Here is a 20,348-nt window from a genome sequence, read left to right on the forward strand (position 1 = left end):
GCTCAGCGCCGATGGTAGTGTGGGGTCTCCCCATGCGAGAGTAGGTCATCGTCAGGCACTTCTTCCGAAACCCCCGTCCTCCCCGAGGCCGGGGGTTTTGTCGTCTGGGGCCCCGACGCGGCGATTGCCGGCAGGCCGCCCTCGTCGGACATGCGTCGGCCCCGCCTCGTGGGAGGTGGCCCCTTTGCCCTTGTGGGCACCAGGCCGCGCCTGCCTACCAAAGCCCGGGATGTCGGGCTTTGGGTGCCTCTACCGATTCATTGCGTCAATGGACGGCACATGGTCTCCAGGGCTTCTATCAAGCTATCCATCTCATCATCGGTGCCAATGGTGATACGCATGAAGTCGCGTAGGATTTGGGTGTCGAAGTGTCTTACCAGAATGCCGCGTTCGCGTAGGCCAGTGAATATTTCTCCTGCATCGAAATCGGCGTGACGGACCAGGAGAAAGTTGGCTTGGGAGGGTAGGGCGTCGAATCCTAGTGCTTCCAACTGCTGACGCGTCCGCTCGCGAGTAGTCATGACTCGCTCACGGCAGGCGTCGAAGTGTTCAGTGTCACGCAGCGCTGCGACACCGGCGGCAATGGCCAGGCTGTCGAGAGGATAGGAGTTGAATGAGTTCTTGACTCGCTCCAGCCCCTCGATCAGTTCATGCGAACCGATGGCATACCCTAGACGTAGTCCCGCCAGACTGCGCGATTTCGAGAAGGTGCCGGTGACCAGCAGGTTGGGGTAGTGGCTGACAAGCGGTACGGCACTTTCGCCGCCGAAGTCCACATAAGCCTCGTCTATCAGCACCACGCTATCGGTGACTCGCTCGAGAAGGTGGGCGATCGCATCACGGGTATAGCCATGTCCGGTCGGGGCATTGGGGTTGGCAAAGATCACTCCGCCCTCATCGTTGGTGAACGCCTCCAGCGGCACGCGCCACTGGGCGTCTAGCGACTCAAGACGGTAATCGATGCCATACAGCTTGCAATAGACCGGATAGAAACTGTAAGTAATCGCGGGCATTGCCAGCGGCCTGCGCTGCTGGAAGAAGGCTTGAAACGCCAGCGCTAATACCTCATCGGAACCGTTGCCCACGAATACCTGATCGAGCGCGACCCCGTAGATCTCGGCCAGTGCCTGGCGCAGCAGCGTGGCGTCGGGGTCCGGGTAGAGGCGCAAGTGGTCGGTGGGATACTCACGCAGTACCTGTTCAACGCCTGGGGCCGGCGGATAGGGGTTCTCGTTGGTATTCAGCTTGATCAAGCGTTCACGTGGCTGTTCACCGGGGACATAGGGGGTCAGCTCGCGAATCGCGGGACTCCAGAATTTGCTCATGATGGCTCGCACTGGTGGGATAGACTTTTAGTCATGGTGACGTGCGCGAGCAGGCCGCGCAAGAGCGGTCATGTTAGGCTGCTAGCTTTGCTTCGGCCGGATGCCGCCATGCTTGCCAAGATACTTTCGACCTTGTTGCCCGTCTTCCTGATTACCGGCTGCGGTACGTTGTACGGACGTTTCCGGACACCAGATATTCGAGGACTCAACACCTTGAACATGGAACTGTTCGTTCCGCTACTGGTGTTCGCGGTGTTGGCGGATCGTCAGGCTCCCTTGCAGGACTATACGTCGCTGGCCCTCGCTGCAGTCATTATCGTGCTTGGGTCGGGCCTGCTGTTATGGCCATTGGCACGTGCCTTGCGTCTGGACCTGAAAACCTTCCTGCCACCGATGATGTTCAATAATACCGGCAATATGGGGATACCGCTGCTGGTACTTGCCTTTGGGGAGGAGGCGTTACCCGCAGCTGTAGTGCTGTTCATCATCGAAATGCTGCTGCACTTTTCGGTTGGGCTTTACATGCTGGATCCCAGAACACCGCTGTGGCGTGTTCTGCGTATGCCCATTGTGTTTGCCAGCCTGGCGGGATTGGTCGTGAATATCGCTGAGATCCCGTTGTCGGCCTGGCTGTTGGAGGCGATGAATATGCTCGGCGGGGTGAGCATTCCTCTGATGTTATTCGCACTTGGCGTACGTCTGCTCGATGTCGATTTCAGTGACTGGAAGATCGGGATACTCGGTGCCATTGCCTGTCCGCTCAGTGGTCTGGTGCTGACTTGGCCACTGATTCACTGGCTCGGCCTGCATGGCTTACAGGCAGCGTCTCTTTGGGTGTTTGCGGCTTTACCGCCAGCAGTACTCAATTACCTTCTGGCAGAGCAGTATCATCAAGAACCCCACAAGGTGGCCTCGCTAGTGCTGATCGGCAATCTGGGCAGTCTAGTCATCATGCCGTTGATCCTGGCGATGATCTTTTACTATCAAACCAGTTGAAAACCTCAAGCATACAGCCACTTGATTAGTATCCTAATGGCCGCATCTTATAGGCATCGTGCACTCCACTAGGAAATCTTATGTCTTTCGATAAGCTGCTTTCGCCCGTCACCTTGGGCCAGGTTGAACTTCCCAATCGGGTGCTCATGGCGCCTCTGACACGTTCGCGCACTCCCGACAGTATCCCCGGCGACATGCAGGCGACGTATTACTCGCAGCGCGCCGATGCGGGACTGATCATCAGCGAAGCGACCAATATCTCGCCCACCGCCCAAGGGTATGCCTATACCCCAGGCATCTGGACCGATGCCCAGGAACAGGGCTGGAAAAAGGTCGTGGCAGCGGTGCATGACGCCGGCGGCCGCATGGCGTTGCAGCTCTGGCACGTGGGACGCATCTCTCACGAGATGATCCAGCCCGACGGGCAACAGCCGGTGGCGCCGAGCGCCTTGCGTGCCGAGGGTGCCAAATGCTTCGTGGAGTTTGAGGATGGCAGCGCAGGTCAGCACCCGACCAGTACGCCGCGGGCGCTCGAAACCGACGAAATTCCCGGTATCATCGAAGATTATCGCCAGGCCGCACAGCGGGCCAAGCGAGCCGGTTTCGATATGGTCGAAGTCCATGCCGCCAACGCTTATCTGCTGCAGCAGTTTCTAGCCACCGGCTCCAACCAGCGTACCGACCGCTATGGCGGAAACCTGGTCAATCGTGCCCGTCTGGTACTCGAAGTTGTCGATGCCGTCAGTGAAGTCATGGGCGCGGGACGGGTCGGTATTCGCCTGTCGCCGTTCATCGAGATTTTCGGCTTGTCCGACGATGAGCCCGAGGAAATGACCTATTACCTGATGGAGCAGTTGTCTCAGCGCAAGATCGCCTACGTGCATATCAACGAACCCGACTGGACCGGCTCAGGGCCGCAACTGAACGATGAGTTCCGACGTGCCGTCCGTGACCGTTTCCAGGGAGCGTTGATCTATTGTGGCCATTACACTGCGGAACGCGCCGAAAAGCTGATTGGCGATGGCCTGGGAGATGCGGCGGCGTTCGGGCGGCCCTATATTGCCAATCCGGATCTGGTCGAACGGTTCCGCCAACAGGCGCCACTGAACGAGCCGGACCCGAGCACTTTCTATGGTGGCGGCGCCGAAGGCTACATCGACTATCCTACTTTGTCGTGAGGCAATATCGACCAGGGGTGTCCGCAGGCACCGCTTATCGCTATCCTGTCAGGTAGGTGGACGCGTAAGCGGTCCATGGCCCATTGGTTAGGAGGACTAATATGCAGATCAGGACGCTACTGGCCGGTTCCGCCATGTTGGCAGTGTTAGCGGGTTGCGCCGCACAATCTCCACAAGGGGGCGCTGGCGTCACCACCCCCGACGCGGAGAATGTCGCGCTTTACGAAGGCACCTTGCCGTGTCGGAGCTGTGCGGGGATCGATCTTACCGTGCGTCTGCACGGTGATGAGGCTGCGCCCGATGATGAGCGTACCTTCACCCTCAATGCCGATTATCGTGAGCATCCTCAGAATCCACCCGCCGAGGAGTACCAGGGGCAGTGGGATGTGCTGACCGGAACTGCCATCGATCCTCAGGCGACCGTCTATGAACTGACGCCGAGCGGAGAAGGTCAGGTATATTACTTCCAGAAGATCGATGCCGATACACTGGAACTGATCGATCCGCAGCGTCGGCGCTTCCAAAATGGCGAGACGTTGCGCCTGCAGCGCCAGTAAAGCGGAATTGCAGGAGCATGAACGGGGCGGCCATTGGCCGCCCTGCGTGTTTCCGTCTCACCCGCATTATCCCTTGAGCCGGCGTGTGTCGGCAGGAGAGCAGACGCCAGCATGGCAAAAGCGAAGAGCGCCTTCGTATGCACCGAGTGTGGTGCGGAGTACACCAAGTGGCAGGGGCAATGCTCAAGCTGTCGTGAATGGAATACCCTGACCGAGGTGCGCCTTGCCCCATCGCGCCCGGGCGCAGCCCCCGCCGCGACGGGGCGTGGCGGCTATGCCGGCCTTGTCTCGCGCGAGGTGGTGGACCTGGGGGCGGTGGATCTGACCGAAGTGCCGCGGTTGTCGTCAACGTTCGGCGAGTTCGATCGCGTGCTGGGGGGCGGCATGGTCCCTGGCTCGGCAGTGCTGCTGGGGGGCAACCCCGGTGCCGGCAAGTCGACGCTGCTGCTGCAGGTCGCCTGCAAACTGGCCCAGGGGCACCGGGTGCTGTACGTCACCGGCGAGGAGTCGCTTTCCCAGGTGGCCATGCGAGCCCATCGTCTGCAACTGCCGGTGGGCGGGCTGAAGATGCTCGCCGAAACCAGCGTCGAGACGGTGCTCGCTGTCGCCGAGCGCGAGCGCCCCGGCATTCTGATCATCGACTCCATCCAGACCATGCATCTTGAGGATATCGGCTCGGCGCCTGGTGGCGTGGCGCAGGTGCGAGAGTCCGCCGCTGCCCTGACGCGCTTTGCCAAGCAATCGAATACCGTGCTGCTGTTGGTCGGGCATGTCACCAAGGACGGTACGCTGGCTGGCCCCAAGGTACTGGAGCACATGATCGATGCCTCGCTGCTGCTCGAAGGCGGCGCCGACTCGCGCTTTCGCACCCTGCGCGGGCAGAAGAACCGCTTCGGGGCGGTTAACGAACTGGGTGTGTTCGCCATGCTGGAACACGGCCTCAAGGAAGTGAAAAATCCCAGCGCCATCTTTCTCTCGCGTGGCGAGGAACAGGCCCCCGGCAGTCTGGTGATGGTGGTCTGGGAAGGCACGCGGCCGATCCTCGTCGAGGTGCAGGCATTGGTCGATGACTCGGCAATGGGCAATCCCCGGCGCGTGGCGGTAGGGCTCGACCCGAACCGCCTGGCCATGTTGCTTGCCGTCTTGAATAAGCATGGCGGATTGTTTACCGGCGATCAGGACGTCTTCCTGAACGTGGTGGGCGGGGTCAAGGTACTCGAGACCAGCGCCGATTTGGCGGTGTTGCTGGCGGTGGTTTCCAGTCTGCAGAGCCGATCGCTGCCGCGCGAGCTGGTGGTGTTCGGCGAGGTCGGCCTGTCGGGAGAAATACGCCCGGTGCCCAGTGGACAGGAGCGTATCGTCGAAGCCGCCAAGCATGGCTTTACCCGCGCCATCGTGCCGCGGGGCAATGCGCCCAAGAAATCGCCGCCGGGGATGCAGGTGATTGCCGTGGACAAGCTGACCGAAGCGCTGGAGGCGCTATAACTGCGCAACTGCACAGAGTGGCATGTCCATTGGGGCACACGATATGTCCAATGTCTCGCCGAGTTTCCGCCGACCCCCTAGACTTCATGTTTAGAGCGCTGCAGCACCTATCGGCGGTCACCATCCCGGGGGGCGGAGGGACAGGGTGCTGTCGGAAACAGCCGGGGCGGCATGGAATGCAGAAACGCGCTTGAAAGAGGGTGACGCCGGGATTGTTCAGCTGCCGCTGCGCGGCTTATGTAAAATGCCATCAGGATTAGCAAGGAGAGAGCGATGAGCGCCATTCGATTGACCCAATACAGCCACGGAGCCGGGTGTGGTTGCAAGATCGCGCCGGATGTTCTCGACAGCATCCTGGCCAAGGCCGGCCCCGGGGCCACCCACCATAATCTGATTGTCGGCAACCAGGGCCGCGAGGATGCGGCGGTCTACGACCTGGGCGACGGGCGTGGCATGATCGCCACTACCGATTTCTTCATGCCCATCGTCGACGATCCTTTCGACTTCGGGCGCATCGCTGCCACCAATGCCATCAGCGACGTCTATGCCATGGGTGGCACGCCGGTGATGGCGCTAGCGATTCTCGGCTGGCCGCTCGACAAGCTGCCGGCGGATATCGCCGGGGATGTGATCTCGGGGGCCCAATCGGTATGCCGCGAGCTAGGGTTGGCACTGGCTGGCGGGCATTCGATCGATTCGCCGGAGCCGATCTTCGGCCTGGCGGTCAACGGGCTGGTGGATCTCGACCATCTCAAGCTCAACAAGGGTGCCAAGCCGGGGGATCTGCTCTATCTCACCAAGCCGCTGGGCGTAGGCATGCTGACCACCGCCGAAAAGCGCGGGTTGCTCCAGACCGGGCATCACGATCTGGCACGCAACACCATGCTCGAGTCCAATATTATTGGTGCCGAACTGGCTCGCGTCGAGGGTGTGCATGCGATGACCGACGTGACCGGTTTCGGGCTGGCGGGGCATCTCAGCGAAGTCTGCTCGGCAAGTGGCGTGGCGGCGCATATCCATTTCGGCAAGTTGCCCCGGCTGGCGGAGGCGGAGGCGTATCGGCGGCAGGGTGCGCTGCCCGGCGGAACCGAGCGTAACCGACAGGCGCTGGGAACCAGCCTGCCCAAGATGGATGAGGCGCATTGGCAGTGGTTGTGCGACCCGCAGACGTCGGGGGGCCTGTTGCTGGCTGTAGATCCGGCCTGGGCCGATGATGTGGAGCGTATCGGCCGAGCCCATGGGCTAACCCTGGAAGCCTTTGGCGAGTGCGTCAGGCCGAGAGGCGAGGCGTTAATCGAGGTCACCGGGTGAAGCAAGCGCTGATCGAGCCGGATGTAGAGCTGCTGCGCGAGGGTCGCTTGCTGATCGATGTGCGTGCGCCGGTCGAGTTCCGTCAGGGAGCGTTGCCTGGCGCCGTCAACCTGCCGCTGATGGATGACGAGGAGCGTCATCAGGTGGGGCTTACCTATAAGCAGGCCGGCCAGGCCGCGGCCATCGAGTTGGGGAATCGTCTAGTCTCGGGCGGGATCCGGCGCGAGCGATTGCAAGCCTGGCGCGAGACGATCGAGGCGCATCCGGAGGCGGTGATGTACTGCTTCCGCGGTGGCCTGCGTTCGCAACTGGCTCAGCAGTGGCTAGCGGATACCGGCATCGACATTCCCCGTATCCGGGGCGGATGGAAGTCCATGCGCCAAGCGCTGTGCCAACGGGTGGATGCCGCCGCCGAACGTCCACTGCTGGTGGTGGCCGGGTTGACCGGATGTGCCAAGACGGAGCTGATTCAGCGTCTCGAGACCGGGCTTGATCTGGAGGCCTGTGCCCGCCACAAGGGTTCCGCGTTTGGCCGCCATCCCCTTCAGGCCCCCGTGCAGATCGATTTCGAACATGCCATCGGCAGACGCCTGCTCGAAACGCCGCATGCCTGCGTGGTCGAGGACGAATCACGCCATATCGGCGGCGCCAACATTCCGCTGACCTTCTGGCGGGGCATGGAGCAGGCACCGCGGGTGCGCGTGGAAATGCCGCTGGACTGGCGGCTCGATCAGATTCGCAAGGATTACATTGATGATCTCTGGGCAGTCTACCGGCATCAGTATGGCGACTGGCTGGGTTGGGCGCTGATGCGCAAGCAGCTATCGAGTGCTTTGGCGCGGCTTAGAAAACGTCTGGGGGGCGCGAGGTTGCAGCGGCTGCAGCGGTTACAGGCGCTGGCCTTTCGCGAGCACGTCGCGGGCAACCGTCAGGCGCACGAAGCATGGCTGGCGCCGCTGCTCACCGAATACTACGACCCCATGTATCGTTATCAGCTCGAGCGTTATCCTCAAGCGGCGCTGCATGTGGGCGACTGGGAGAGTTGTCTGGCGTTCGCCCGGCAGTGGTCGGAGGAGGCCGTCGCACAACGCGCCTAAGCCGGACGCAGGGGCGCAAGCCAGTGCATCATGACACGATCGAGCAACGACGCTAGCCGATCGAAGCGCTGCGGTGTGGCGAGGATCTCTTCGCGGTCCTGTACGAAAGGACCTCCGGCCCGCTGAGTCTCGGGATCCTGCGCCATCATGGCTTCGGCCAGTTGGGGGGTCATTTCCAGATGGCACTGCAGGGCCACGACGCGTCCCCTGTCCCAGGCGAAGCCCTGTACCGGGCTGGCATCGCTGGAGCCGAGCGGCAGGGCGTCGTCGGGCAGGCCGAAGATATCGCGATGCCAATGAAAGGCCTCGAAGCTTTCGGGCAGGTCGAAGGGGCTTTCCGGAGCTAGGGTAATGGCGTGCCAGCCGGTTTCGGCATAGGTGCCGGGAGAAACGATGGCGCCGAGAGTCTCGGCGATCAACTGGGCGCCATCACCGACGCCCAGTAGCGGCTTCCCGCTCTTGAGCACACGGCTGAGCAACTTGCTCTCGCGCTTGCGCCAGGCCGGTGACGTGTCGCCAGTACCTGGCAGGCCACCCAGCACAATCAGGCCATCGAAATCCTCGAAGCGCGGCGGCATCTCGCCCGCATAGAGATGGCTGGTGTTATAGCTGTGTCCCATACCGGTCAGCCAGTCGGCAAGTCGGGCAGGACCGGCAAACGGAGTGTGCTGAAGAAAGTAGATATGCATGATAACCATGATGAATAAGGCGGGTGGCGACGTCCAGTGCTGCATCGCCCTTGGCTTGGGAGTATGGCATGCCGCGTCGTGAAGTGCTGGAACAGATATACACTATTGTCGCGCAGATTCCGCCGGGGCGGGTGACGACTTACGGACGTATCGCCAAGATGACCGACGGGGCGACGCCACGTATGGTCGGCAGTGCCATGCGCCACCTGCCTGCCGGTCACGGTCTGCCTTGGCACCGGGTGATCAATGCCAGTCGGCGGGTCACCGAACATGAAGGGGCGGTGCGTCAGCGCGAGAAGCTGCGGGCCGAGGGAGTTGTCTTCGAGGGCGCAGGACGTGTGCCTGCCGTCCTGATGTGGCCCTGAATTCGATCAGAACGCAAAGGAACACGGTATATGAGCCGACCCCAGACGGGTTTCAATGAACGCCTGCGCCAGCTCGACAAGCGGCGGCGGCTGGCCTACATGGCGACGCTGACTCAGCGGCTGTTGCCCAACTATGCACTGTACAGCCAGGCCAACGGGCAGGGCGATGCCGCTGCGCTGCGCGGTATTCTTGAGCTTGTCTGGGAATCCTTGCTGGTCAGCCAGGCGCGTATAGATTTCGCCAAGCAGGCGGAGAAGCTCGCGCTGCTTGAACCTCCCGAGGAGGACGACAGCTTCGGCGCGCGCCGCGCCGTCGAGGCGGTCATGGCGCTGTCGGCGATCCTCGACGCCTTGCAGGGGGAAACCCCCGACGCACCGCTGGATGTCAGCCGGGTATCGCGCGATGGCGTACGTGCCTTGGTCGAGATGACCGAGGGCCACGAAGAAGACGATGCCGAGCGGCTCGAAAGGCGCATTCGCGAACATGAGCTGATGATCGACGAGTATGACTTTCAGGATACGGTACTGGCCATGGTCGAGGGAGAGCTTGAACGCGACACCTTGAAGGCGCTGCAGCGACTAGGACGCAATCAAGGCGTCAGCAATCTGGGATTGAGCCTGGATTAACCGTTTACTTGTTCCAGAGGCATAAGCGAAAACGCCGGGCATGGACGGCGTTCGCAGATGGCTACCTCATCCTCAAAGGCGCATTTCGATGCCGCTTTCCGCCATGTGGCGCTTGGCATCGGGAATCGTGTACTCGCCGAAGTGGAAGATGCTGGCGGCGAGCACCGCGTCGGCGCCGCCATCCTTCACACCGGCCACCAGGTGATCGAGATTGCCGACGCCGCCGGAGGCGATGATCGGCACGTTCACTGCGTCGCTGATGGCGCGGGTCACGCCGATATCGAATCCTGCCTTGGTACCATCGCGGTCCATGCTGGTCAGCAGCAATTCGCCGGCACCGTAGGCGACCATTTTCTTGGCCCATTCGATGGCGTCCAGACCGGTTGGTTTACGCCCGCCATGGGTGAAGATTTCCCAGCGCGGCGGTTCGCCTTCGGCGCTGACCCGCTTGGCATCGATGGCCACCACGATGCATTGGTTGCCGAAGCGCTCGGCGGCCTCGCGGACGAAGTCGGGGTTGGTCACTGCGGCGGTATTGATCGAGACCTTGTCGGCACCGGCGTTGAGCATGGTGCGAATGTCCTCGCAGCTGCGAATGCCGCCGCCTACCGTCAGCGGGATGAACACCTCGCCGGCGATGCGGCCGACCATGTCGACCGTGGTGCCGCGGTCTTCATGGCTGGCGGTGATATCGAGAAAGGTGATCTCGTCGGCGCCCTGCTGGTTGTAACGCTTGGCGATTTCCACCGGGTCGCCGGCATCGCGGATACCCACGAAATTGACGCCCTTGACCACTCGACCCGCATCGACATCGAGACATGGAATGATACGTTTGGCCAGGCCCATGGTTAATGATCCCCTGTCGCGGTGGCGTTGAGTTCGTCGCATAGCCGTTGGGCCGCCGCGACGTCGAGAGTGCCTTCGTAGATGGCGCGCCCGGTGATGGCGCCGAGAATGCCGGCATCGGCGACCCGTGCCAGGCCGCGAATATCGTCGAGGTTGGTCACGCCGCCCGAGGCGATCACCGGCAGGCCGCCCTCGCGGGCAAGTTCCACCGTGGCTTCGAGGTTGACGCCCTGCATCATGCCGTCGCGAGCGATATCGGTGTAGACGATCGAGGACACGCCGGAGTCGGCGAAACGCTTGGCCAGTTCGGTGGCCTTGATCTTGGAGACCTCGGCCCAGCCATCGGTGGCGACAAAGCCGTCGCGAGCGTCCAGGCCGACGATCACATGGCCTTCAAAGAGCCGACACATCTCGGTGACGAATTCGGGCTCCTTGACTGCCTGGGTGCCGATGATGACGTAGGAAACGCCAGCCTCGAGATAGTGTTCGATGGTCGCCGCGCTGCGGATGCCGCCGCCGATCTGGATCGGCAACTCGGGATAGGCCCGGGCGATGGCGGTTACCGCCGCGCCATTGACCGGCTGGCCTTCGAAGGCGCCGTTGAGATCCACCAGGTGCAGACGGCGGGCGCCGGTTTCGACCCAGCGCGCCGCCATGGCGACCGGGTCGTCGCCGTACGTCGTGGCATCGTCCATCCGGCCCTGCTTGAGGCGGACGCATTTGCCGTCCTTGAGATCGATGGCGGGGATGACCAGCATGTCGTGTCCTCGTTGGCGCGACGCAGAGCGACGCGATCCTGCATGTGTAAGAAGTCTCGTGGCCGGGCGCTGTCGCGAACGGGGCTCAGGGTGACCAGGTGACAAAGTTCTCGAGCAGCCGCAGTCCGGCACTGGCGCTCTTTTCAGGGTGGAACTGCGCGGCAAACACCGGGCCGCGTCCGGTGGCGACATGGGCCTGAATACCGCCATATTCCGTGCTGCCGAGGATGTCGGCTTGGTGGTGGGCATCGACATAATAGCTATGCACGAAATAAAAGCGTGATTCGTCCTCGATCCCCGCCCACAGCGGATGAGCCTGGCGCTGAACGACGCGGTTCCAGCCCATGTGCGGCACCTTGAGGCGCTGACCCTGGGCATCACGCAGCTCCTGGCCGAAGTGACGGACCGTGCCGGGCATGAATCCCAGACACGCTATGCCGCCACTCTCCTCGCTATCATCCATCAGCATTTGCTGGCCTACGCAGATGCCCAGCAACGGCTTGGCCTGCGCAGCCAGCAGCTCGAGTACCACGCCCTTGAGCTCGGTGCGCTCGAGTTCGCCCATGCAGTCGCGGATTGCGCCCTGACCGGGCAGCACCAGGCGGGTGGCGCCGCGTATCTCACGAGCATCACGAGTAATCACTACATGCTCATGGGTCACGTGCTCCAGCGCCTTGGCCACGGAGTGCAGGTTGCCCATGCCATAATCGATAACGGCGATCGTCATGCTCGCTCCTTGTCCTGTCGGGCAGGCCGGTTACAGGCTGCCCTTGGTGGAAGGCATTTGCCCGGCCATGCGCGGGTCCGGCTCGACGGCCATGCGCAGCGCACGCCCGAATGCCTTGAAGATGGTTTCCGCCTGATGGTGGGCATTGAACCCCTTGAGGTTGTCGATATGCAGCGTGACCCGGGCATGATTGACGAAGCCCTGAAAAAATTCCCAGAACAGCTGGGTCTCCAGTCGGCCGACGGTGGCACGCGTGAACTCGACATCCATGAACAGGCCGGGGCGACCGGAAAAGTCGACAACCACCCGGGATAGCGCTTCGTCCAGCGGGACGTAGGCATGTCCATAGCGACGGATGCCGCGCTTGTCGCCGATCGCCTGGTCGAAGGCCTGCCCCAGCGTGATGCCCAGATCTTCGACGGTATGGTGATCGTCGATATGCAGGTCGCCCTTGGCGACGATATCCAAGTCGATCAGGCCGTGGCGCGCTACTTGGTCGAGCATATGGTCGAGAAAGGGCACGCCCGTCTCGCATTGGAAACGGCCCTGGCCGTCGAGATTAACACGTACCGAAATCTGAGTTTCGGACGTGTCGCGCGACACCGTGGCGATACGCTCGGACATGTTGGGCCTCCAGCGGCTTGGTCGTGTCGTTGGGCCACAGCCGTTCCACGCTGCTCCCGGACCCGACATTATAGTGAATCGGCTAGGCCATCCGCTACAATGCCGGTCAATGACGGACGGCCATATTCTGCCGTCCCGCCGACAGGAGGCTCAGGGGATGCCGGTTACCCTACAGAATGTCGATCACGCGCAATGGGCAGCGGATGCCCAGATTGCGCTGGATCTCTCACGAATTTATCACGATGCATCGTCGGAGCGCCTGCCGGCGGCGGCCGAGGACTTCGTCCGCCATCATCTGGAGCAGGGCGGCACGTTCTGTTGCGCCCACTTCAATGACCGGCGCCTGGGCGCTGTGGCCCTGCGTCGCGAAGGACATGTCTGGTGGCTGTCACATTTCTGCGTAAGAGCGACGACTCGCCGCCGAGGCGTCGGCTCGCGATTGTTGGCGTTGATTGCGGATGCTGCCCGGGAAAATGATTGCGTACTGCGTGTACCCGCCGAGGCGTTGATGATCGGGGATCAGTTGTTGCTATCGCGGCTGGGCTATCGCCTGGACGCGCGAGGCACCTATTTCGAATTCAACCCGTTAGCGCCGTAGGGAGGACGCAGATGAAAGCGCTGGTAAGAGCATTGCTGGCGGCAGTCGGGGTATTGGCCCTGATCGTCGTCGGCGCGGTGGTGTACATCACCACCTTTTTCGACCCCAATGATCTCAAGCCCCGCCTGATCGAGGCCGTACGGGACCAGACCGGGCTCGAGTTGCGACTCGAGGGGCCGCTGTCGTGGTCGTTCTACCCGCGTATCGGCGTCGGCGTGGAGCAGGCCGCCGCCTGGCTGCCCGACCAGCCTCTCGACGCCGCACCGTTCATGGCCTTCGACAGCGCCGAGGCCAGCATGGCCTTTGCCCCGCTGCTTTCCGGCGAGGTGGCCGTGGACGGCATCACGCTGGACGGTCTGCAGCTCAATCTTGAGCGCGATGCCCAGGGGCGTGGCAACTGGGCCGGGCTCATGGAACATATGCAGGGCAGTGGCGATGAGGCCGAAACCGCGCTGACGCCGACCGCCGCCAGCCCCGCGGAGAATGACGAGGCCGCCGGCCTGCCGGTGGCGCTGGATATCGACAGTGTGCAGCTGCGCAACAGTCAGGTCAGCTATCAAGACCGGCAGCAAGGGCTGGATCTCCGGTTTACCGATCTGTCCATTGAGGGAACCAACGTCAATCCAGACAGTGCCTTTCCGCTGCAGATGACCTTCGATGTGGCCAGCGCTCAGCCGAATCTGAACAGCCATGTCGACTTCGCGAGTCGTGTGCGCCTAGGGCTGACGAATGGACGCTACGTCTTCGAGAACGTGGCGCTCAAGACGCAGACGAATGTGCCGGAGCTGTCCGACCAGGCCCAGACGTTGAATATCCAGGCCGAGAATCTCACTGCCGATACCGAGGAGCAGCTATACAGCATCGATGGCGCCAGGCTCGACGCAGATCTGACTCACCCTCGACTGCAGCAGGCACCACTGGCGTTGACGCTGAGCTTTGCAGCCGATGCCGATCTTGCCGAACAGACGGCGCAGTTGCGTGACGTGTTGCTCAGCGGGCCGGATGATCTGCGCCTCTCCGCGGCGCTGACCTTTACCGAACTGCTCGAGTCGCCGCAGTACTCCGGTCAGGTGAAGCTTGCGCCGTTGTCGCTTCGCGCCTGGATGCAGCGCCTGGGGATACCTGTCGAGACCGCCAATGACGAGGCGCTTACCGACCTGGCCCTGGCCAGCCCGTTACGTGGCGATCTGACCCAGGCGACGCTGACCAATCTCAGCTTGGTGCTGGACGACTCGACATTCACGGGGCGCCTGGGTGCGGGCTTCGAAGGGCAATCGTTGACATTCGACCTGCAGGGCGACCGGCTCGATCTCGATGCCTATCTGCCACCCCCGGCCGCATCGGAGCCTGCCGTGACTGCGGCGCTGCCCAGCGCGCCGGGGGTTGCCACGGCTGTGGCCGCCGAGGAGGAGGACGGTGCTTTGCTGCCGGTCGAAATGCTGCAAGACCTGACGCTGGATGGCCAGTTGACGCTTGAGCAGCTCAACGTCAAGGGACTGGCGCTGAATGATGTGGCATTGGCCCTCAAGGGAGCAGAAGGCCGGCATCGTGTCGAGACGCTGAGCGCCAACCTCTACGACGGCACGCTTGCCGCTACCGGCAACATGGATGTGAGCCAGGATCCGGTTCGACTGGCTTTCAGCGAACAACTGCGCGGGGTGGATATCGCGCCGCTTTATCAGAATGCCACTGGTGAAACCTCACCGCTACGCGGCCGCCTGAACCTGGAGGGGGATTTCACGTCGCGCACCAATACCCTTGAGACTCTGCTGCGCAATCTCAACGGCAATGCCTCGCTGCGTATCACTCAGGGGGCGATGCTCGACGTCAACGTGTCGCGTGAAATGTGTACGGCGGTAGCCCTGCTCGAAGGGCGCGAGTCGACGCGCGACTGGAGTCAAGACACCGAATTCGAGCAGATCGAGGCGACCGTCCAGATTACGAACGGTGTGGCTAAAAACGATGACCTGACCATTCGCATCCCGGGTATCGAACTGACCGGCGAGGGCCGCGTGAACCTGGTGACCGAACAGCTTGCCTATGACGCTTTTGCACGCTTTATCAATACCGCTGATGCAAACGCCTGTAAGGTCAACCCACGCCTCGAACGTCTGCGCATTCCGGTGCATTGCGAAGGCAGCCTGGAAGGCGAGCCCCGCGAGTGGTGTGCTTTCGATCGCCAGGCATTCCAGGACGCGTTGGGGGAACTGGCGCGAGAAGAGGCATCTCGCAAGGCGTCCGAGCGTATCAATGAAGAACTCGACGAGCGCCTGGGAGGGGATACGGCAAAAAAGATCGATGAACGCCTAGGCGAAGGCACCACCGAGGAACTTCGCGATACCTTGCGGGGTCTATTCAAGTGAGCAAAGCCCTAAGCCAGTCCCTGCGCCGACGTAAGTCGGCGCTTTTTTATGTGGGGCCTTCTCCGGGCCGCGCGGTAAAGCGGGGGCCGATGGGGCAACGCTCATGATTCAGGAGGTCAGTACAAGCGGTATGCAAGATATTGCTCTTACACCCGAGGCGTTTCGCCAGCGCGTGTTCGACTGGTTCGACGTTCACGGCCGCAAGACATTGCCCTGGCAGCACGACAAGACACCCTATCGTGTCTGGGTGTCCGAAATCATGTTGCAGCAGACCCAGGTCGCAACGGTGATTCCTTACTTCGAGCGCTTCATGGCCCGCTTCCCCGATGTGCAGGCACTGGCTGCCGCGGACCAGGATGAGGTGCTTCACCTATGGACGGGGCTGGGCTACTACGCCCGGGCGCGCAACCTGCACAAAGCGGCGCGAGTCGTGGTGGAGCAGCATGAAGGGGAGTTCCCCGTGGCGAGTGTCGAAACGTTGGCGTCGTTGCCCGGGATCGGCCGTTCCACCGCTGGCGCGATCATCAGTATCTCCACCGGCGCACGCGCACCGATTCTCGATGGCAACGTCAAGCGCGTGCTGGCGCGCCTGCATGCGGTGGAAGGCTGGCCCGGACGCCCGCCGGTGGAGCGCGAGCTATGGCAGCTTGCCGAGCGTTACACGCCCGACAGTCGCCTGCCCGACTACACCCAGGCGATGATGGATCTTGGTGCTACGCTATGTACACGCGGCAAGCCGAGCTGTCTGCTGTGCCCATTCGAGGATGTGTGCATCGCGCACCGGCGCGGCGAGGAGCGGCGTTTTCCCGAAGCCAAGCCTCGCAGGACCTTGCCGGAACGCAGTACCCTGATGCTGCTGCTCTGCGACAGTGAAGGGCGCGTGCTTCTGGAGCAGCGCCCCCCGAGCGGCTTGTGGGGCGGCTTATGGTGCTTTCCCCAGTTCGAGGAAGACGCCGGACTGCATGGCTGGCTGGCACTACATTATCCTAAAGCGCGCTTGGATAAGGCGTGGAAATCGTTTTCACACACCTTCAGCCACTTTCGCTTGAATATCACTCCCAGGCCCGCCCGGCTAGACGCCGGTACCAATCAAGTGACCGAGGGCAGCCGCCAGTGGTATGACCCCGTGACTCCCGCCAACATAGGGCTGGCGGCACCGGTCAAGAAGCTGCTGGAAAGTCTGTCGCAAGCGCACATCACCACTACGCAGGAGGAGAAGATCTTATGAGCCGCACCGTGTTCTGCCGCAAGTATCAACGAGATATGGAAGGCATGGCGGTCCCGCCGCTGCCGGGCGCCAAAGGCAAGGAATTGCAGGACAACGTGTCCAAGCAGGCCTGGGAAGAGTGGCAGGCGCAGCAGACCCGCCTGATCAACGAAAAACATCTTAGCCTGCTCGATCCCGAAGCCCGCGCCTATCTGATGGAGCAGATGGAGCGCTTCCTGGATAACCGTGAAACCGATCAGGCGGAGGGCTTCGTACCGCCGTCGGAAAGCCGCTAACGAGCGGCGACCAGGGGCGGCATGTTTTTGAAATAAAAGGCTTGACCGCTCCAAAGCTTTTTAGTTAAATATGTCCCCGTTGGCAGCGGCCAGATAGCTCAGTCGGTAGAGCAGGGGATTGAAAATCCCCGTGTCGGCGGTTCGATTCCGTCTCTGGCCACCATATGCTGGGGTATAGCCAAGTGGTAAGGCACCGGTTTTTGGTATCGGCATTCCCAGGTTCGAATCCTGGTACCCCAGCCAGCCAACATATTTTCAAGCGTTGCCCATGCCGGCATAGCTCAGTTGGTAGAGCAACTGACTTGTAATCAGTAGGTCCCGGGTTCGACTCCTGGTGCCGGCACCACGGGTAAGCTAGAAAAATCAAGCGTTATCGAATATCAAAAAGTCGCCATCGAGCGGCTTTTTTTGTGTGTTCGTTTTTTGTCCATATCGGCCAACGGGTTGTACCTGACGGCTTCCTCCAGGTGGTCCGGCGCAAAGTGCGCAAGTCACAGCCTCGGCCAGATGATTCGCTACACCTACTGATCACTACGAGTACATCAATGTCTATTTCTCGTTGGTACATAGTGGCAGCGCTCTGGCTGCCGCTTTTAACTGCCTGCCAGTCAGCACCCTTGGATGAGCCCGATTCCGGTTTTTCTTTCGAGGGACACGATAGTCGCTTCGCACTGAGGTCCGAGTGTGCTGAAAATGTGGAACTGCGCACAGATGTCAACGGGAAGCCATATGTAATTTACGATATGGTCGAAACCCCTGAGTGCTTCGGCAAGTTCGATAGCTGGATTCATGGCCAAGTGGGAAAAAAGATCTCCTTGCAGCTTGATGGTGAACCAGTGACCCAACCCAGCAAGGTGTATTCCCCGATAGGCCCCGACCAAATCAGGATCACTACTGATAGCCAAGCGATGCTCCGGCGTGTGTCTACTTACCTGTCTCAGTGATACCTCCGTCAATGGAGGCCTGGGTTACGCAACTCATCATGCCGGGTAGCTGACGCCTGGCTATCTCCACGAGGGAAAGGGCTGGAAAGGGAAGGGGTCATCGATTGGTAAAAACCAGTCCCAAAAGACCGGGCGAGCGAACGGACCAGCGAGGCCACATGCCTAGACACTGATACTATGAAATCTATAAACGTGATTGAGTCTGAACCGGTTAACCTTTTGTGAATCGCTACATGCTATGACAAGTTGGCCCGTAGCTTTCGCGCCATGGTATGCCTAGCTTGCATAAGCTGTTGACTAGGTGCTGACTTTTCGTACAGAACCTAACGTCCGTCGCTAACCTCGAATCATTGTCTCCAACGATTACCGAAATCAGCTGCAACTGCTCAACGCACCGAACGAAGGTTTCCGACTGATCGGTCTGTTGGGTGCAAGGTTCAAATGAAATATTGGCCCGGTTCCGACCTGTGGATACGGGGCCACATGACTTCAGTCAAGTTAGCTCGGTTGCTCCCTATTCGTTCCATAGAAAAACACTGTTTTAGGCGTAAGCTAGGTAGCAGTTACTCCGCACGCTGCCATAGATGCAGCGGCAGGAGACGTCAGGGCGCCTCGGCCGATAGCGGGCCATGTCTTCGGAAGTGATGAAAGATTGCAGAGACCCGTTTCGCCGCCGATAGCTACTGGCAACAAGATTCTTTCGCTACCTAGCCGGCCCTGCCACCACCATGGAAATACTCAACCTCATCTTTCTGCTGACACTGGCCGTTGGCGCCAGTCGTATTGTCGCTAACATCATCCCGCTCCCGCTTCCCATATTGCAGATAGTGCTGGGTAGTTTGCTTGCCCTGCCGCCGTTCGGCATGGAAGTCGAGCTCGATCCCGAGATCTTCATGATGCTGTTCATTCCGCCGCTCTTGTTCTACGACGGCTGGAAGATCCCCAAGAAGGAGTTCACCGAGCATGGCGGGCAGATAGCCGCCATGTCGCTGCTGCTGGTGCTGGTCACGGTCGTGGGAATGGGGTATTTCATTCACTGGCTCATCCCGTCGATTCCGCTGGCGGCCAGCTTCGCACTGGCTGCGATCCTGTCGCCCACCGATGCGCTGTCGGTCATCGCCATTGCCCAGGGCCGTCTGCCACGCCACATGTCGCACCAGCTGGAAGGCGAGGCGATGATGAATGACGCCACGGGCCTGGTCTCGTTCAAGATTGCCATCGCGGCTGTCATGACCGGTGGCTTCTCGCTACTCTCGGTCTCCGGCGAGTTTCTGGTCGTCGCGCTGGGTGGATTGCTGATCGGTGGTGGGTTGAGCTGGACGGTCGGCAAGATCAAGCAGTGGATGACCGCACGTAATCTCTACGATCCGGCGACTTATGTAGTGACTATCCTGCTGTTGCCGTTCGCGGCTTTCTTCATCGCTGAGCATGTCGGCATGTCGGGCATTCTCTCGGCAGTCGCCGCCGGCATGGTACAGAGCCGCGTCGACATGCTGCCGGTGAAGACCAGCACCCGCATCCTCAGCCGTAGCATCTGGGAAATGCTCGATTTCAGCTTCAATGGCGTGGTGTTTCTGCTGCTTGGGCTGCAGTTTCCCGGCATCCTCGAGCGCGTCTGGGAGGCTTCCGTCACCCAGAGCTACGCGATGAGCACGCTGATGCTCTACGCCGTGGTGATCATGGCGCTGCTGCTGGCGATCCGCTTTGCCTTCATCTATGCCTACCACTGGGCCGAGACCCGCCTGCTCAAGCTGCGCGGCAAGGACGGCGAGAGTCAGCCGTTGCTGCTGATCACGGCCTTGAGCTCGGTAGCCGGCGTGCGCGGTGCGATTACCCTGGCGGGCGTGCTATCGGTGCCGCTGCTCGTCGATGGGATGCCTTTTCCCGGCCGCGACCTGATGATCTTCTTGTCTGCCGCGGTGATCATCCTCTCGCTGGTAATCGGTGCATTAGGCATTCCCTATTTCATGAAGTTTCTATCGCTCAATGATCTGGCAGAGCACGAGCGTGAGTTGCTCAAGGCGCGCCAGACCGCTACCCAGGCCGCCGTCATGTGGCTGGAGGAGAGGGGGAATCAGCCGGCCGAGGACGACTCGGAGATGAAAAGTTCGGTCACTGCCCGAATCATCGAGTCCTACCGCCAGGAACTGCAAGCGATGGCGCTGGAACGTGACAATCAGGCCGACCATGCCCGCAAACGCTATGCGCTGGAGACTGAGCTGCGTCTGCAAGCCATCCAGATTCAGCGCAAGGAGCTCTACCGGTTGCGCAAGCGTCGCCATATCGACGAGCAGATGCTGCAGACGCTGCTTCGTGAGCTGGACTACGACGAAGCGGCACTGCAATGATCATCGA

General features: G+C 61.2%; 20 protein-coding genes and 3 tRNA genes. 17 read left to right on the top strand and 6 right to left on the bottom strand.

Annotation, left to right across the window (positions count from 1 at the left end; all coding sequences use genetic code 11):
* Positions 1–257: 257 nt before the first annotated feature.
* Positions 258–1,325 carry a histidinol-phosphate transaminase gene (hisC, locus tag ACW4DH_RS10465; protein WP_459636341.1) on the bottom strand — a complete coding sequence of 356 codons (1,068 nt, stop codon included), beginning with the start codon at positions 1,323–1,325 and terminating at the stop codon, positions 258–260.
* Between the two features lie 108 nt (positions 1,326–1,433).
* Here hisC and ACW4DH_RS10470 point away from each other — a divergent pair, with 108 nt between their 5' ends.
* The 6 genes from ACW4DH_RS10470 to mnmH all read left to right on the top strand — a co-directional run bounded on the left by ACW4DH_RS10470 (position 1,434) and on the right by mnmH (position 7,949).
* Complete coding sequence (locus tag ACW4DH_RS10470; protein WP_459636342.1) at positions 1,434–2,321, top strand: AEC family transporter; 888 nt, start codon at positions 1,434–1,436, stop codon at positions 2,319–2,321.
* Between the two features lie 80 nt (positions 2,322–2,401).
* Positions 2,402–3,499 carry an alkene reductase gene (locus ACW4DH_RS10475; RefSeq protein WP_459636343.1) on the top strand — a complete coding sequence of 366 codons (1,098 nt, stop codon included), beginning with the start codon at positions 2,402–2,404 and terminating at the stop codon, positions 3,497–3,499.
* Between the two features lie 101 nt (positions 3,500–3,600).
* A complete protein-coding gene (locus ACW4DH_RS10480) occupies positions 3,601–4,056 on the top strand; it encodes a copper resistance protein NlpE N-terminal domain-containing protein (RefSeq protein ID WP_459636344.1) in 456 nt (151 codons plus the stop codon).
* A gap of 111 nt (positions 4,057–4,167) precedes the next feature.
* Positions 4,168–5,541 carry a DNA repair protein RadA gene (gene radA / locus ACW4DH_RS10485; protein ID WP_459636345.1) on the top strand — a complete coding sequence of 458 codons (1,374 nt, stop codon included), beginning with the start codon at positions 4,168–4,170 and terminating at the stop codon, positions 5,539–5,541.
* Positions 5,542–5,814: 273 nt separating this feature from the next.
* Positions 5,815–6,852 carry a selenide, water dikinase SelD gene (selD, locus tag ACW4DH_RS10490; RefSeq protein WP_459636346.1) on the top strand — a complete coding sequence of 346 codons (1,038 nt, stop codon included), beginning with the start codon at positions 5,815–5,817 and terminating at the stop codon, positions 6,850–6,852.
* Positions 6,849–7,949, top strand: a complete 1,101-nt coding sequence (gene mnmH / locus ACW4DH_RS10495) for a tRNA 2-selenouridine(34) synthase MnmH (protein ID WP_459636347.1) — start codon at positions 6,849–6,851, stop codon at positions 7,947–7,949. The genes selD and mnmH overlap by 4 nt, the downstream gene beginning before the upstream one ends.
* Here the strand turns inward: mnmH and ACW4DH_RS10500 are convergent.
* Positions 7,946–8,638, bottom strand: coding sequence for a type 1 glutamine amidotransferase (locus ACW4DH_RS10500; protein WP_459636667.1), 693 nt, complete (start codon positions 8,636–8,638; stop codon positions 7,946–7,948). The genes mnmH and ACW4DH_RS10500 overlap by 4 nt on opposite strands.
* 68 nt (positions 8,639–8,706) lie before the next feature.
* On the opposite strand from ACW4DH_RS10500, the gene ACW4DH_RS10505 reads away from it, so the two are divergent.
* Both ACW4DH_RS10505 and ACW4DH_RS10510 read left to right on the top strand, forming a co-directional pair.
* Positions 8,707–9,003 carry an MGMT family protein gene (locus ACW4DH_RS10505; protein ID WP_459636348.1) on the top strand — a complete coding sequence of 99 codons (297 nt, stop codon included), beginning with the start codon at positions 8,707–8,709 and terminating at the stop codon, positions 9,001–9,003.
* 30 nt (positions 9,004–9,033) lie between these two features.
* Complete coding sequence (locus ACW4DH_RS10510) at positions 9,034–9,630, top strand: YjaG family protein (RefSeq protein WP_459636349.1); 597 nt, start codon at positions 9,034–9,036, stop codon at positions 9,628–9,630.
* A gap of 72 nt (positions 9,631–9,702) precedes the next feature.
* Here ACW4DH_RS10510 and hisF read toward each other — a convergent pair whose 3' ends face one another.
* The 4 genes from hisF to hisB form a co-directional block, all read right to left on the bottom strand.
* Entirely contained in the window at positions 9,703–10,476 is a 774-nt protein-coding gene (hisF, locus tag ACW4DH_RS10515) for an imidazole glycerol phosphate synthase subunit HisF (protein ID WP_459636350.1), read from the bottom strand.
* Positions 10,477–10,478: 2 nt separating this feature from the next.
* Complete coding sequence (hisA, locus tag ACW4DH_RS10520; RefSeq protein WP_459636351.1) at positions 10,479–11,234, bottom strand: 1-(5-phosphoribosyl)-5-[(5-phosphoribosylamino)methylideneamino]imidazole-4-carboxamide isomerase; 756 nt, start codon at positions 11,232–11,234, stop codon at positions 10,479–10,481.
* 85 nt (positions 11,235–11,319) lie between these two features.
* A complete protein-coding gene (gene hisH / locus ACW4DH_RS10525) occupies positions 11,320–11,961 on the bottom strand; it encodes an imidazole glycerol phosphate synthase subunit HisH (RefSeq protein WP_459636352.1) in 642 nt (213 codons plus the stop codon).
* Positions 11,962–11,991: 30 nt separating this feature from the next.
* Complete coding sequence (gene hisB / locus ACW4DH_RS10530) at positions 11,992–12,585, bottom strand: imidazoleglycerol-phosphate dehydratase HisB (protein ID WP_459636353.1); 594 nt, start codon at positions 12,583–12,585, stop codon at positions 11,992–11,994.
* A gap of 157 nt (positions 12,586–12,742) precedes the next feature.
* Between hisB and ACW4DH_RS10535 the strand changes: the two genes are divergently transcribed.
* The 9 genes from ACW4DH_RS10535 (at position 12,743) to ACW4DH_RS10575 (ending at position 20,341) form a co-directional block, all read left to right on the top strand.
* Positions 12,743–13,183: an acetyl-CoA sensor PanZ family protein gene (locus ACW4DH_RS10535; protein WP_459636354.1), complete on the top strand. Its 441-nt coding sequence runs from the start codon at positions 12,743–12,745 to the stop codon at positions 13,181–13,183.
* 11 nt (positions 13,184–13,194) lie between these two features.
* Positions 13,195–15,546 carry an AsmA family protein gene (locus ACW4DH_RS10540; protein WP_459636355.1) on the top strand — a complete coding sequence of 784 codons (2,352 nt, stop codon included), beginning with the start codon at positions 13,195–13,197 and terminating at the stop codon, positions 15,544–15,546.
* A gap of 130 nt (positions 15,547–15,676) precedes the next feature.
* A complete protein-coding gene (gene mutY, locus ACW4DH_RS10545) occupies positions 15,677–16,774 on the top strand; it encodes an A/G-specific adenine glycosylase (protein ID WP_459636356.1) in 1,098 nt (365 codons plus the stop codon).
* Positions 16,771–17,049 (top strand): oxidative damage protection protein, encoded by a 279-nt coding sequence (locus ACW4DH_RS10550; RefSeq protein ID WP_459636357.1) that lies wholly within the window; start codon positions 16,771–16,773, stop codon positions 17,047–17,049. The genes mutY and ACW4DH_RS10550 overlap by 4 nt, the downstream gene beginning before the upstream one ends.
* A gap of 87 nt (positions 17,050–17,136) precedes the next feature.
* A tRNA-Phe gene (locus ACW4DH_RS10555) sits at positions 17,137–17,212 on the top strand.
* 5 nt (positions 17,213–17,217) lie between these two features.
* A tRNA-Gln gene (locus ACW4DH_RS10560) sits at positions 17,218–17,292 on the top strand.
* Between the two features lie 27 nt (positions 17,293–17,319).
* Positions 17,320–17,395: transfer RNA gene (locus ACW4DH_RS10565), tRNA-Thr, on the top strand.
* A 199-nt stretch (positions 17,396–17,594) separates the two neighbouring features.
* Entirely contained in the window at positions 17,595–17,993 is a 399-nt protein-coding gene (locus tag ACW4DH_RS10570) for a hypothetical protein (RefSeq protein WP_459636358.1), read from the top strand.
* A gap of 728 nt (positions 17,994–18,721) precedes the next feature.
* Positions 18,722–20,341, top strand: a complete 1,620-nt coding sequence (locus tag ACW4DH_RS10575; RefSeq protein WP_459636359.1) for a Na+/H+ antiporter — start codon at positions 18,722–18,724, stop codon at positions 20,339–20,341.
* The last annotated feature ends 7 nt before the right edge of the window (positions 20,342–20,348 follow it).

The sequence above is a fragment of the Halomonas sp. WWR20 genome (assembly GCF_054602495.1).